The sequence below is a fragment of the Streptococcus sp. HF-2466 genome (assembly GCF_015594645.1).
Lineage (GTDB): Bacteria > Bacillota > Bacilli > Lactobacillales > Streptococcaceae > Streptococcus > Streptococcus anginosus.
In genome coordinates this window covers 1-14,307 of the sequence record NZ_JADNQU010000013.1, presented here as the reverse complement: position 1 = coordinate 14,307, position 14,307 = coordinate 1, and the positions used below count along the sequence as shown (strand labels likewise).

The following is a 14,307-nucleotide window of genomic DNA, read 5'->3' as shown; positions in this document are numbered from 1 at the left end:
CTAGAAAATTTGACTTTTTTCAAATGATTCAGGGATAAAATATGACATTTTAGAATATTGATAAGTAAGAGAAATTTCAAAAATTTATAATGAATTTAGAATATTTTTAGGAGGAGAAAATGAAAATTTTATTGGTAAATGGTTATCAAAAACATGATTTTTGTAAAGGAGAATTAAATTTTAGTTTGTATAATATTATGTTGGATAAATTACGTCACAATCATGATGTGCAATTATCGTCAGTTGAGGACTATAATGTAATAGACGAGAGAAATAAGTTTTTGTGGGCAGATTTGATTATTTTTCAATTTCCTATTTATTGGTTTAATGTACCTGGGAAGTTGAAATTATATATGGATGAAGTCTTTGAATATGGTCAATTTTATTCATTTGCAGATACTTATGGACAAGGTGGTTTAATGAAAAATAAAGAATATATCTTGTCCACAACTTGGAATGCACCAGAAGAAGTTTTTAATAATCCGGCTGCATTTTTTGATGGAAAAAATATAGATGATGTTTTGATTTCATTCCATAAGACCATGGAATTTTGTGGTTTAAAGAAAAGAAAAACACTATCTTTTCATAATGTTGTGAAAAATCCTCAATTTAAATTTTATAAACAGACAATAGAAGATTATTTTTTAAAAGAGTTGTAAATAGTGTAAAGGGGGCGTAAAGTGTTAGTTGTTTTTAATTTTAAAAATCAGATGTCAATCAAGCAACAATTAGAATTGTTAGAGAAGTTCAATCAACCAATGAGCAAACAACATCAATTGATTATTGCTCCTATCATACCGGATTATAATGTATATCATTTTGACATTGCAGTTCAAAATTTGTCAATTAAAGGAAGAAATGTAGGTGATTTATCGCCTCAACATTTAAAACATTACAATATAAATTATGCTTTTGTAGGTCATTTAGAAAGGCAAAAGTATTTAAATGAAACAACAAGAATGATTCGCTCAAAGATTGACAATGCTTTACAGAAAGATATTATTCCTATTATTTGTGTAGGAAATCATGAAAATCCTATTTTTGAATGCGCAACATATTTAGATGATCTAGATCTTCAGGATAAACATATTATTGTAGCTTACGAAATATTGAGTGCAACATTAAAAGGAAAAAAAGATTATTCCTTTACAGATGTTGAAGAAAGTTTTCAAGATTTAAAAGATTATTTGGATAATTTAAGTGTAAAGTTTGGGTTTACATATCAGTTGATTTTTGGTGGTGGTGTAAACCGTGAAGATATTGAACAGATTTTAACTATTGGATTTGATGGGATTCTTATTGGAGATAGAATTGAAAGCTTGGTTGAAACACACCAATACTTACTAAAAGATACTCTTGTATTGATGTAAAAAGATAAGGGGGAGAAAAAATGAAATCAATTTTAGTGACAGGAGGAGCTGGATACATTGGCTCTCATACTGTAAAGGCGCTTTTAGATGCTGGTTATGATGTACATGTTTTGGATAATCTAGCATCAGGTGTTAGGGAAGCGGTGGATGTAAGAGCACGCTTTAAAGAACTGGATGTTTATGATGAGTCTGCATTAAAAGCTTATTTACAATCTTATAAAATTGATGCTGTGCTACATTGTGCGGGTGAAATAGTCGTTAGTGAAAGTATTGAAAATCCCAGTAAATATTTTTCGGCAAATGTAGCAGGTATGAATCAGGTGTTAAAAGTATTATCTGCAGTAGGAATTGATAAAATTATATTTTCTTCTACAGCTTCAGTTTATGGCAATAATTGTATGGATAAACCTGCAAATGAAGATACGCTATTAAATCCAGTAAATCCTTATGCAGAGACAAAACTGATGGGAGAACGCATGATTTATTGGATGGCCAACCGCTATAGTTGGAAATATGTCATTTTTCGGTATTTTAATGTTGCTGGCGCTGCTATGGATGCTTCAAATGGTTTGAGAGTTAAAAAACCGACACATATCATCCCTAATATTAATAAAACGGCTCTTGGACAAAATGATGCTTTAAAAATTTATGGCGATGATTATGAAACGCGAGATGGCTCATGCATTCGTGATTATATTCATGTTTTAGATTTAGCGCAGGCACATGTAAAGGGATTTGATTATTTGTTTACAGATTCGTCAACTTCACAGATTTTCAATTTAGGAACAGAACAAGGTTATACTGTCAAGGAAATTTACAATACTGTAGAGCAAATTTTACAGCAAAAAATTCCTCATGAAATTGTGGCACGTCGTTCTGGTGATCCAGCAAGTGTGTTAGCAAATGCCTCTAAAGCAAAAGAATTTTTAAATTGGCAAGCAACTTATTCTTTGAAAGATATTATATTATCTGATTATAAATGGCGTGTGAAAGCTGGTAATTCAATTGTCAAATAATTTTAAGAAGTATAGAAATAGTTTCTACACATTTTTCTTGAAAATGGTATAATATTATCAAGAAAATTCAAGGAGAATGTGATGTCAAAACCTATTATTTTAACAGGAGATCGTCCAACAGGAAAATTACATATTGGTCATTATGTAGGAAGTTTGCGAAATCGTGTTTTATTACAAGATGAAGGAAAATATGAATTATTTGTATTTTTAGCTGATCAGCAAGCCTTGACAGATCATGCTAAGGATCCTAAGACAATTGTAGAGTCAATTGGAAATGTAGCATTAGACTATTTAGCTGCTGGATTAGATCCTGAAAAGACAACCATTTTTATTCAAAGTCAAATTCCTGAGTTGTCAGAATTGTCAATGTATTATATGAATTTGGTGTCATTAGCGCGTTTGGAACGTAACCCAACTGTCAAGTCAGAAATTGCTCAAAAGGGATTCGGTGAAAGCATTCCAACTGGTTTTTTAGTTTATCCAATTGCACAAGCAGCAGATATTACTGCCTTTAAAGCGAATTATATTCCAGTAGGAAATGATCAAAAACCAATGATTGAACAAACTCGTGAAATTGTACGTTCTTTTAACTATACTTATAATTGTGATGTCTTAGTAGAACCTGAGGGCATTTATCCTCAAAATGAAGCAGCAGGACGTTTGCCGGGGCTTGACGGAAATGCAAAAATGTCTAAATCTTTAAATAATGGTATTTATTTATCTGATGATATGGATACTCTACAAAAGAAAGTGATGAGCATGTATACTGATCCTGACCATATCAAGATTGAAGATCCTGGTAAAATAGAAGGCAATATGGTTTTCCATTATTTAGATGTGTTTGGTCGTCCAGAAGATGCGCGAGAAATTACAGCCATGAAGGAACACTATCAACGAGGCGGACTGGGAGATGTGAAAACAAAACGCTATTTATTAGAAATTTTAGAGCGCGAGTTAGGACCGATTCGTGAACGTCGTGTTGAATTTTCGAAAGATATGGGAGCAGTCTACACTATGCTACAAAAAGGTAGCGAAAAAGCACGTCAAGTAGCTAGTCAGACTCTTTCTGATGTAAAATCTGCTATGGGAATTAATTATTTCAAATAAATTAAGAAAGACTGTCACTAAAAGTGATGGTTTTTTAGATAATAGTGATTGACAAATACAGATAGAATGGTATCATATTAACAATAAATACGAGCTGTGCTCAATCAATAAAGAAAAGAGGAATTGTGGATGTCTAACTGGGACACTAAATTTTTGAAAAAAGGTTTTACTTTTGATGATGTATTACTCATTCCTGCAGAGAGTCATGTTTTGCCAAATGATGCGAATTTACAAACAAAATTGGCTAAAAATTTGACACTCAATATTCCAATTATCACCGCAGCAATGGATACTGTTACAGAAAGTAAAATGGCCATTGCTATTGCTCGTGCTGGAGGTCTTGGTGTTATTCACAAAAATATGTCTATTGAGCAACAAGCAGATGAAGTTCGGAAAGTTAAACGATCAGAAAATGGGGTTATCATTGATCCATTCTTCTTGACTCCGACTCATACGGTATCAGATGCAGAAGAATTGATGGAACGTTATCGTATCAGTGGTGTTCCTGTTGTTGAAACGCTTGAAAATCGCAAATTAGTTGGGATTATTACAAATCGTGATATGCGATTTATTACGGATTATAATCAACCTATCTCAGCGCATATGACGAGTAAAAATCTAGTAACTGCTCCTGTTGGGACAGACCTTGAAACGGCAGAGCGGATACTTCATGAGCATCGTATTGAAAAATTGCCATTGGTTGATGACTACGGTCGTTTATCTGGTCTGATTACAATTAAAGATATTGAAAAAGTAATTGAATTTCCAAATGCAGCTAAAGATGAATATGGTCGTCTTTTGGTTGCTGGTGCAGTAGGAGTTACTTCTGATACATTTGAGCGTGCAGAAGCTTTATTTGAAGCAGGTGCAGATGCTATTGTCATTGATACAGCACATGGACATTCAGCGGGAGTACTTCGGAAGATTGCTGAGATTCGTGAACATTTTCCAGAACGAACGTTGATTGCAGGAAATATTGCTACTGCAGAAGGTGCACGTGCGTTATACGATGCTGGAGTTGATGTTGTGAAAGTCGGAATCGGTCCAGGGTCAATTTGTACCACTCGTGTCATTGCTGGAGTTGGTGTACCTCAAGTGACGGCAATTTATGATGCTGCACAAGTTGCGCGTGAATACGGGAAAACAATTATTGCAGACGGAGGTATTCAGTATTCAGGAGATATTGTGAAGGCACTGGCTGCGGGAGGAAATGCGGTCATGCTCGGTTCAATGTTTGCTGGTACAGATGAGGCGCCAGGTGAAACGGAAATTTTCCAGGGTCGTAAGTTTAAAACTTATCGCGGAATGGGTTCGATTGCAGCTATGAAGAAAGGGTCAAGCGATCGTTATTTCCAAGGTTCTGTTAATGAAGCAAATAAATTGGTACCGGAAGGAATTGAAGGTCGTGTAGCTTATAAAGGTGCAGCAGCAGATATCGTTTTCCAAATGATTGGGGGAGTTCGTTCTGGTATGGGATATTGTGGAGCAGCCAATCTCCAAGAGCTACATGACAAAGCTCAATTTATTGAAATGAGTGGAGCTGGTTTGAAAGAAAGCCACCCTCATGATGTTCAAATTACGAATGAAGCTCCAAACTATTCTGTACAATAAGATCTATTATAAAAGCTCTGCATTATCTACTGCAGAGCTTTTATAATTAACATACTTTACAAACGTGTAAAGCGTGTTAATATCTAGTTTATACCTTATCTTCAGTTAAATGTCCTTCGTGAATTGAGAAAATTTTAATATTAGAAGGCATGTTTTGTAGATGTTCTAGAGTTGTTGTTGTCATAAATGTTTGGATATTTTGAGAAATAGTTTCAAGTAAATTAAGTTGACGACTATTGTCAAGTTCACTCATAACATCGTCAAGTAGAAGAATTGGTTTTTCTTTAGTAACAGTTTCCATGAGCTCAATTTCTGCCAGTTTGAGAGATAAAACCACGCTTCGATGTTGTCCTTGACTACCAAAATTGGCATTCATGTCATTGATATAAAAAGCAATATCATCTCGATGGGGACCAACTCCAGTATTTTTTTTAAATAAATCTCTACTACGGCTTTGCTTTAATGCAATTTGGAAAGATTCTTTTAACTTATTGGAATCTGAAAGTGGAACAGAAGAGCAGTACTTAATGGTTAAGTTTTCTAAATGACTTGAGAGTTCCAAATGTTTTTGTTGACCAAAGTGCTCTAATTTTTTGAGAAATTCTATCCGATGCTGCATAACACGACAACCAAACTCTACTAACTGATCATCCAAGACAGTTAAAAAAGTCTCATCTATCGTTTTGGCTGTTTTTAAATAAGTATTTCTTTGTTTTAAGACATGGTGGTAATGTGATAAATCAGATAAATAGATTGGTTTAATTTGCCCCAATTCTATATCAATAAATTTTCGTCTAAGGGCTGGAGCTCCTTTAATCAACTGTAAATCTTCTGGAGCAAATAAAACAACATTCATATTTCCAACATAATCAGATAGTTTGCTTTGTTTTAGATGATTAACTTTTGTAATTCTTCCTTTAGGTGTCAAGTCAATTTCCAAAGAAATATTTCCAGTTTGCTTGACAAGTTGTCCAGATATTTTCAGGGTATCTTTGGAGAAATAAATTAAATCTTTGTCTGAACGAGTTCGATGACTTCGTGTCAATGCAAGAAAATAGATAGCTTCCAAGATATTTGTTTTTCCTTGAGCATTTTGACCTAGAAAAATATTGAGACCAGAATGAAAATCTATTTCAGTTGCTTCATAATTACGAAAATGTTGAATTTGTAAGTTTTTTAACCACATATTAAATACCTGGGAAGCGGATAGGAGCTTTTTTATTAGATTTATTGGCTTTTTGATTTACTGTTGTTGATTTACTTTTTTTGATATTTTTGTTCATTTCTTTTACAAGGGTGGCAACTCGTCTTTTTTCTAAAAGTTCTTTTTCATGCTCCCCCCTGTCCTTTTCATTTGGTGCAGTCAGCAGTATTTCTAATTTTTGATTTGGAAGAGTAATAGTATCGCCAATGTGAATTTTCTTTCCGCGGCGAGTTTCGAGCTCTCCATTAAAATAAACTTGATTTTCTTGAAGAAAACTTTTAATAGCACCACCACTTTGAATGATTCCGACTTCTTTTAATAAAGCTTGTAGAGTGATGTAGTCATCAAATAATTTATATTTCATAATTCACCTCGATCTTTGCCATTATATCATAATTAGATGAAAAGATGATATTAGAATTATCACAAGCACACCATTAAGAAAACGTTTTAAGTTGAAAGAATAAAGCTTGAAGGAGAAATTAGGAATCGTTTCGTGATATAATAGAAGTCAATATTAAAAGAACATGAGGGACACTATGGAGCTGGTTTCTGGAGTAGATCTCCATTTTATAACATCCAAAAAATTTAAAACGAATCGAATAAGAATGAGGTTTTCAGCTCCGATGTCTACGGATACGATAGCAGGGCGCGTGCTGGTTGCAAGTATGCTTGAAACAGCTAATGAAGCCTATCCAACTTCGCAGATTTTTCGTGAACGATTAGCAACTCTTTATGGTGCCAACTTTTCAACGGGATTATCACGCAGAGGACTAATACATTACGTGGATTTGAATATCTCTTTTGTTAGCGATGCGTTTTTAAGTCGAAAAAATACACTAACAGGAGAGATACTTGATTTTTTAAAAGATAGCTTGTTAAAACCTTTAGCGAATGAAGGAGCTTTTAATCAGGCTGTTTTTGAAATTGAAAAAACGAATGTACTCAATGATTTAAAAGCTGAAAGTGAAGATCATTTTTATCACGCACATCAAGAGCTGAATAAATTATTTTATACAGAAAAGGAAATGCAAACTCCTCGTTTAGCTACGCCAGACTTAGTTGACAAGGAAACACCAGAAAGTAGTTTTGCTATTTTTCAAAAAATGCTTCAAAATGATAAAATTGATATCTTTTTTATGGGTGATTTTAATGAGATTGAAGTCTGTGAATATATGAAAACCTTTGGTTTACATCCTCGTCAACTTAGTTTACAACTGCATTATCATCAAGAATTTTCGAATGTTTTAAAAGAATCATTGGAGCGAAAAGATGCTCATCAATCTATTGTTGAATTAGGATATCATTTTTCTACTCAATATGGTGATAAGACTCATATCCCTCTTATTGTATTAAACGGACTTTTAGGTGGCTTTGCTCATTCAAAATTATTTGTTAATGTTCGAGAAAAAGAGGGTCTAGCTTATACAATTTCAAGTAGTATTGATATTTTTTCGGGTATGATGCGTATTTATGCTGGAATTGATAGGAAAAATCGAACAAAAACAGTGAGTTTAATTTATCGACAAATTGCAGATTTAAAAAACGGACATTTTACTGATGAGGCGTTAAATCAGACCAAAAAAATGCTACGAAATGCGATGCTCCTTTCTTTAGATAGGCAAAATACGTTGATAGAACAAGCTTATATGGCATCTGTTTTGCAGAAAACATTTATGCCAATTGCTGTTTGGTTAAATGCTTTAGAAGCAATCAGCCGAGAAGATATCATTGTTGCTGCAACACAACTCAGGCTACAAGCGATTTATTTTATGGAAGGAAAATAATGCAAACTTTAAAAATGGAGAGGAAGGATTATCCAGCAGTTGGAGAAGCAGTCTATCAGACTACTTTACGAAATGGTCTAAAAGTATTTCTTTTACCCAAACGAGATTTTAATGAAACTTATGGGATTATGACAGCAAATTTTGGCTCAATTGATACTTCTTTTATTCCACGTGGTTCTAATCAAGCTGTTCAATACCCTGCAGGAGTTGCACATTTTTTGGAACATAAATTATTTGAGGATGAAAATGGTCAAGATTTTTTACAACAGTTTGTTGAATTAGGCGCTGAGAGCAATGCCTTTACAAGTTTTACTAAGACCAGTTATCTTTTTTCGGCGACGGACAATGTTTTAGAAAATGTGAGATTGTTGCAAAGTTTACTAGAAAATGCTTATTTCACAGAAAAATCCGTTCAACGTGAACAGGGAATTATCCAGCAAGAAATTGATATGTACAAAGACAATCCAGATTATTGCCTGTTTTTTCACACTTTAGCAAATCTTTATCCAGACACTCCATTGGCAGAAGATATTGCAGGAAGCATTGAATCAGTTACAGAAATAACCGTTGAGGATTTGGATGAAAACTTTGAAACCTTTTATCATCCATCTAATATGAGTTTACTGCTGATTGGTAATTTTGACTTAGAAAAGACCATTGCTGTTATTCAGGAACAACATGAATCTTTGAAGGGAATTGATGAAGAAAGTTTGATTAGACGTTTTCCCCTTGCGTTAAATCCTGTTATTTCTACTGGGAGTGTTCGAATGGAAGTGGCAAGTTCTAAACTTGCAATCGGATTACGTGGGAGTCAATCGTTAGCGGGAACCGATTTATTTCGTTATAAGACTGCTTTAAAACTACTATTTGCAATGATGCTTGGTTGGACATCTAAAAGATTTCAAACGCTTTATGAGGCTGGAAAAATAGACAACTCATTATCGTTAGAAGTTGAAGTAGAAAAAGATTTTCACTTTGTGATGTTAACAATGGATACTAGTGAGCCAGTTGCTCTGTCTCACCAATTTCGTTCTGCGATTCGTGATTTTGAAAAAGACCCTGATGTAACAGAAGAGCATCTTGATATTATAAAAAGTGAAATGTTTGGTGATTTTTTACATGGACTGAATTCATTAGAATATATTGCCACTCAATACGAAACCTTTTCAGAAGGGGATAATCTATTTGATTTACCAAAAATATTACAGACAATCAGTTTAGTTGATGTGATTGAAATAGGACATCATTTTATTGATTCTTGTGAAATGATTGATTTCACTATTTTTCCAAAATGATTTCATATTTTAGTGAAATTTGGTAAAATAGTGTTTAATAGAAAGAAGGCTAGTGTGTATGAGAAAGAAAACAATCGGTGAAGTCCTGAGGTTAGCTCGTATTAATCAAGGAATGAGCTTGGAAGATTTACAAAAGAAAACAGATATTCAGTTAGAGCTACTGGAAGCTATGGAAGCTGATGATTTTGATCGTCTTCCCAGTCCCTTTTATGCTCGTTCTTTTCTAAGAAAATATGCTTGGGCTGTTGATTTAGATGAGCAAATTATTCTTGATGCTTATGAAGAAGGAAGCATGATTACTTATGATGAAGTGGATGTTGATGAGGAAGAGAATTTTAGAAGTCGAAGAACAAAAAAACAACGAACTTCTTTTTTACCATTATTTTATCTGACGATTCTTGCATTAGCTATTTTATCTTTTGTTAGTTATTATGTTTGGACATACGTTCACCATAACTCATTAACAACCACTCCTTCATCAAGTTATAGTGTTGTAAACAAACAGACAACCACTTCTTCTAGTTCGACTAGTGAGGCAACTTCTAGTGAATCTTCTAGCAGTTCAAAGACAAATTTGATTGTATCAGGAAATGGTAACAACTTGACAGCAACCTTGACAGGTGCAACTGGTCCTGTCAATTTAAAACTATCTGTTAGTGATACAACTAGTTGGGTAAGTGTTACAGGTACAGACTTAGAAGGTGGTGCAACATTAAGTCCTGAGAATCAAAGTGTGTCAACTACAATCTCTCCAGGGACCGCTTCAACAATTACTCTTGGTGTGGTTCAAGGTGTGACCATTACAATTGATAATCAACAGATTGATACGTCAGGCTTGACAAGTTTGACAGGTACAATTACACTTATAATAAATAGTTAAGGAAAAGAAAATGAAAAAAGAAAATATTCCCAATGCTTTAACTCTTTTGCGGATTGCTTTAATTCCAATTTTTATTTTAGTACTATCCTTGGGCCACTCTGTTGGAATACATGTCTTTGCAGCGATTATTTTTGCAGTAGCCAGCATTACAGATTATTTGGATGGATATTTGGCTCGTAAATGGAAGGTTGTAACAAATTTTGGGAAATTTGCTGATCCGATGGCAGATAAGTTATTGGTCATGTCAGCTTTTATTATGTTGATTGAAATGAATATGGCACCTGCTTGGGTGGTTGCGGTTATCATTTGTCGAGAGTTAGCTGTGACAGGTTTGCGGCTATTGTTGGTTGAAACTGGAGGAACAGTTTTAGCAGCAGCGATGCCTGGGAAAATAAAAACATTTACGCAGATGTTTTCCATTATTTTTCTGTTATTGCACTGGACACTGCTAGGACAAGTTTTGCTATATATCGCATTGATTTTTACGATTTATTCAGGTTATGATTACTTCAAAGGAAGTGCTTATCTCTTTAAAGACACATTTAGATAATATGAAAAATATCATTGAAGTTCAGCATTTAAAGTATAAATACGATAATCATGTAGATAGTTATATCCTTAAAGATGTGACGTTTCACGTGAAACAAGGAGAGTGGCTGTCTATTGTGGGGCATAATGGCAGTGGCAAGTCTACGACGATTCGTTTAATAGATGGCTTGTTGGAAGCAGAAAGTGGCGAGATTATCATTGATGGAGATAAATTAACTTTTGAAAATATCTGGGAAAAACGGCGGCATATTGGGATGGTTTTTCAAAATCCAGATAATCAATTTGTAGGGGCGACTGTTGAGGATGATGTTGCCTTTGGTTTGGAAAATCAAGGGATGGATTACCAAACGATGTTTGACAGAGTTCAAGAAGCATTAGACATTGTTGGAATGCAAGATTTTAAAGAACGTGAACCTGCAAGGCTTTCTGGTGGACAAAAGCAGCGCGTGGCTATTGCTGGTGTGGTTGCTTTGCGTCCTGACATCATTATTTTAGATGAAGCAACTAGTATGTTGGATCCGGAAGGGCGTTTAGAGTTGATCCAGACAGTTAAAAAGATTAAAGATCGACATGGAATGACTGTTATCTCTATCACGCATGATTTGGATGAGGTAGCTCTTAGTGACCGAGTTTTGGTGATGAAGGAAGGTCAGGTGGAATCAACCAGCACACCAAGTGAGCTTTTCTCACGAGCGGATTTAGAAAATTTAGGTTTAGATGAACCTTTTACAAATCAAGTAAAAGAAACTTTGCTGAATTCAGGCTTTCAATTGCCAGAGCGCTATTTAACAGAAAAAGAATTGCAGGATTATTTATGGGAATCACTTTAGAAAATGTAAGTTATACTTATCAAGCAGGCACTCCTTTTGAGAGTCCTGCCCTTTTTGAAGTCAATTTAGAAATAAAAGATGGCTCATATACTGCTTTGGTTGGTCATACGGGTAGTGGAAAATCAACTATTTTACAATTGCTGAATGGGCTTCTAGTGCCAACTGAAGGAAGTGTCGTGATTGATGATGTCAAAATTACTTCGACATCTATAAACAAGGATATTAAACAAGTACGTAAAAAGGTAGGCCTAGTTTTTCAGTTTGCTGAAAGTCAGATTTTTGATGAGACCGTTTTAAAAGATGTTGCTTTTGGTCCACAAAATTTTGGAGTATCAAAGGAAGACGCTGAACGTGTAGCACGTGAAAAGTTAACTCTTGTTGGAATTTCAGAAGAATTATTTGAACGTAGCCCATTTGAACTGTCTGGTGGACAAATGCGTCGAGTAGCCATAGCTGGTATTCTAGCCATGGAACCAAATATTCTTGTATTGGATGAGCCAACAGCGGGTTTAGATCCTGCTGGACGAAAAGAATTGATGAGTTTATTTAAACGATTACATGAAACAGGAATGACCATTGTTTTGGTAACGCATTTGATGGATGATGTCGCTAATTTTGCAGATACGGTCTATGTGATGGAAAAAGGAAGGTTAGTCAAAAGCGGAGAGCCTCGGCAAGTTTTTCAAGCTGTAGCATTTATGGAAAGTATTCAACTAGGAGTTCCCAAAATTACAAAATTTGCACAAGAATTAAAAAATAGAGGGCTAACTCTTCCGTATTTACCTATCACCATAAAAGAATTTAAGGAGTTACTACATGGATAGTATGATTTTAGGGCGATATGTTTCTGGAAATTCAATCATTCATCGACTAGATCCTCGCAGCAAACTTTTGTCAATGTTTCTCTTTATTTTAATTATCTTTTTGGCAAATAATATTGTAACCAATGGACTATTATTCGTCTTTACAATGTTATTAGTTGGACTTTCCAAAATTCCTTTAGGTTTTTTCCTTAAAGGATTAAGATCTATGGTCTTTTTGATTGCTTTTACCACTTTATTCCAACTATTTTTTACATCTGGTGGCACGACTTTATTTCAATTTGGCTTTATTAGAATTACTGAAGTAGGTCTGGCTCAGGCGGGTATCATTTTTAGTCGTTTTCTTTTGATTATTATTTTTTCTACCCTATTAACTTTAACAACAATGCCACTTAGTTTGGCAGACGCAGTTGAATCATTATTGCAGCCTTTAGCAGCATTAAAAGTGCCCGTTCATGAAATAGGGTTGATGTTATCAATGAGTTTACGTTTCGTTCCTACTTTGATGGATGATACGACACGGATTATGAATGCTCAAAGGGCGCGTGGGGTTGATTTTGGTGAAGGAAATATTGTTCAAAAAGTAAAATCAATTATCCCTATTTTAATTCCGTTATTTGCTTCTAGCTTTAAACGTGCAGATGCTTTGGCGACTGCTATGGAAGCGAGAGGCTATCAAGGTGGTGTAGGAAGAAGTCGTTATCGTCAATTGAGATGGAAAAAAGCAGATACTTTTTCTATTTTTATTATGTTTGCCTTAGGTTTGATGTTATCTTTCTTAAAAAGTTAAAAAACTTATATTATTGTTAGCTAAAAAACGTCTTGAAGGGCGTTTTTTGCGTATAAAATCAATATTTCTGTAATCTTTGTAATACAATTATAAGATTATAGTAATATTTTATGTGTAATATAGTATTATACGAAAAAAGGAGAAATTGATATATACATGAATACAAAATCAATGAAATGGACTTTATCAGGACTTTTTACGGCAGTTGCTTTTTTTGCAACAGGAGCTATTGCAAGTGCTGAATCTTATACTGTTAAATCAGGTGATACTTTATCAGAAATCGCTAAAGAAAAAAATACATCAGTTGAAAAAATTGTTGAGCTCAATAGAATTGAAAATCCTGACTTGATTAAAGTTGGGCAAATTTTAGAACTTGATGAAGAGAAAAATTCAGAAGTTTCAACAGAAACTACAACAGAAGAAGCTGTAACTTATGAAGATGTGACATATAACGCACCTGCTGCTTCTACTACTTATTCGCAACCAGCTACAGCAAGCACTTCTTCAAATGTTGTTCTTCCTAATGGAAATACTGCTGGTGCTACGGGATCTTATGCGGCTGCTCGTATGGCAGAATTGACAGGTGTCCCAGCATCAACTTGGGAGCATATTATTGCTCGCGAATCAAACGGACAAGTAAATGCTTATAACCCATCAGGAGCTAGTGGTCTTTTCCAAACTATGCCAGGTTGGGGTTCAACAGCAACAGTAGATGATCAGATTCAAGCTGCTTACCGTGCTTATAATGCTCAAGGTCTTTCAGCTTGGAACTATTAAGCAAAATTTTATGATAAATGAGTAAACAAAAAGACGAACCATTGAGTAAAAAATGTACTGCCCCCAAAAAGTTAGACAAAAAATATTAGTGAAAGGATTTAGTTCTGTATTGCACAGGACTAAGTCCTTTTAGTTTAGTTTTGATCCGTTTATTGTTGTAATAAACAATATAAGTTGCAATAGCTTTCTCCAGCTCATCAAGCGATTGATAACTCTTCTCATAACCGTAGAACATCTCCGATTTGAGGATGCCAAAGAAGGACTCCATCA

The 14,307-nt window shown here is 34.5% G+C and carries 16 protein-coding genes; 13 read left to right on the top strand and 3 right to left on the bottom strand.

Annotated elements, in window-relative coordinates; genetic code table 11:
- The first annotated feature begins 119 nt into the window (after positions 1-119).
- The 5 genes from IYQ91_RS08840 (at position 120) to guaB (ending at position 5,104) form a co-directional block, all read left to right on the top strand.
- Positions 120-659 (top strand): NAD(P)H-dependent oxidoreductase, encoded by a 540-nt coding sequence (locus tag IYQ91_RS08840; protein ID WP_195673614.1) that lies wholly within the window; start codon positions 120-122, stop codon positions 657-659.
- 21 nt (positions 660-680) lie between these two features.
- A complete protein-coding gene (locus IYQ91_RS08835) occupies positions 681-1,370 on the top strand; it encodes a triose-phosphate isomerase (RefSeq protein WP_106384232.1) in 690 nt (229 codons plus the stop codon).
- Between the two features lie 20 nt (positions 1,371-1,390).
- Positions 1,391-2,386 (top strand): UDP-glucose 4-epimerase GalE, encoded by a 996-nt coding sequence (galE, locus tag IYQ91_RS08830; protein WP_195673613.1) that lies wholly within the window; start codon positions 1,391-1,393, stop codon positions 2,384-2,386.
- Positions 2,387-2,467: 81 nt separating this feature from the next.
- Positions 2,468-3,493 carry a tryptophan--tRNA ligase gene (gene trpS, locus IYQ91_RS08825; protein WP_106100826.1) on the top strand — a complete coding sequence of 342 codons (1,026 nt, stop codon included), beginning with the start codon at positions 2,468-2,470 and terminating at the stop codon, positions 3,491-3,493.
- A 129-nt stretch (positions 3,494-3,622) separates the two neighbouring features.
- Positions 3,623-5,104, top strand: coding sequence for an IMP dehydrogenase (guaB, locus tag IYQ91_RS08820; RefSeq protein ID WP_049506746.1), 1,482 nt, complete (start codon positions 3,623-3,625; stop codon positions 5,102-5,104).
- 88 nt (positions 5,105-5,192) lie between these two features.
- Here guaB and recF read toward each other — a convergent pair whose 3' ends face one another.
- Both recF and yaaA read right to left on the bottom strand, forming a co-directional pair.
- Complete coding sequence (recF, locus tag IYQ91_RS08815; protein ID WP_106384229.1) at positions 5,193-6,290, bottom strand: DNA replication/repair protein RecF; 1,098 nt, start codon at positions 6,288-6,290, stop codon at positions 5,193-5,195.
- Position 6,291: 1 nt separating this feature from the next.
- Positions 6,292-6,672: a S4 domain-containing protein YaaA gene (gene yaaA, locus IYQ91_RS08810; RefSeq protein ID WP_106100824.1), complete on the bottom strand. Its 381-nt coding sequence runs from the start codon at positions 6,670-6,672 to the stop codon at positions 6,292-6,294.
- Positions 6,673-6,847: 175 nt separating this feature from the next.
- Between yaaA and yfmF the strand changes: the two genes are divergently transcribed.
- The 8 genes from yfmF to IYQ91_RS08770 all read left to right on the top strand — a co-directional run bounded on the left by yfmF (position 6,848) and on the right by IYQ91_RS08770 (position 14,037).
- Positions 6,848-8,095, top strand: coding sequence for an EF-P 5-aminopentanol modification-associated protein YfmF (gene yfmF, locus IYQ91_RS08805; RefSeq protein ID WP_324252992.1), 1,248 nt, complete (start codon positions 6,848-6,850; stop codon positions 8,093-8,095).
- Positions 8,095-9,390, top strand: a complete 1,296-nt coding sequence (gene yfmH, locus IYQ91_RS08800; protein WP_106100822.1) for an EF-P 5-aminopentanol modification-associated protein YfmH — start codon at positions 8,095-8,097, stop codon at positions 9,388-9,390. The genes yfmF and yfmH overlap by 1 nt, the downstream gene beginning before the upstream one ends.
- Positions 9,391-9,448: 58 nt before the next feature.
- Positions 9,449-10,270, top strand: coding sequence for a cytoskeleton protein RodZ (gene rodZ, locus IYQ91_RS08795; protein ID WP_195673611.1), 822 nt, complete (start codon positions 9,449-9,451; stop codon positions 10,268-10,270).
- A 10-nt stretch (positions 10,271-10,280) separates the two neighbouring features.
- A complete protein-coding gene (gene pgsA / locus IYQ91_RS08790) occupies positions 10,281-10,820 on the top strand; it encodes a CDP-diacylglycerol--glycerol-3-phosphate 3-phosphatidyltransferase (protein WP_003026786.1) in 540 nt (179 codons plus the stop codon).
- 1 nt (position 10,821) lies between these two features.
- Positions 10,822-11,649: an energy-coupling factor ABC transporter ATP-binding protein gene (locus IYQ91_RS08785; RefSeq protein WP_195673610.1), complete on the top strand. Its 828-nt coding sequence runs from the start codon at positions 10,822-10,824 to the stop codon at positions 11,647-11,649.
- Complete coding sequence (locus IYQ91_RS08780) at positions 11,634-12,473, top strand: energy-coupling factor transporter ATPase (RefSeq protein ID WP_003026778.1); 840 nt, start codon at positions 11,634-11,636, stop codon at positions 12,471-12,473. Before IYQ91_RS08785 ends, IYQ91_RS08780 begins: the two co-directional genes overlap by 16 nt.
- Positions 12,466-13,260: an energy-coupling factor transporter transmembrane component T family protein gene (locus IYQ91_RS08775; RefSeq protein WP_126467985.1), complete on the top strand. Its 795-nt coding sequence runs from the start codon at positions 12,466-12,468 to the stop codon at positions 13,258-13,260. The genes IYQ91_RS08780 and IYQ91_RS08775 overlap by 8 nt, the downstream gene beginning before the upstream one ends.
- 156 nt (positions 13,261-13,416) lie before the next feature.
- Positions 13,417-14,037: a LysM peptidoglycan-binding domain-containing protein gene (locus IYQ91_RS08770; protein ID WP_003031567.1), complete on the top strand. Its 621-nt coding sequence runs from the start codon at positions 13,417-13,419 to the stop codon at positions 14,035-14,037.
- A gap of 85 nt (positions 14,038-14,122) precedes the next feature.
- Here the strand turns inward: IYQ91_RS08770 and IYQ91_RS08765 are convergent.
- The coding region (locus tag IYQ91_RS08765) for an IS3 family transposase (protein ID WP_195673609.1) at positions 14,123-14,307 on the bottom strand (185 nt) is incomplete at its 5' end.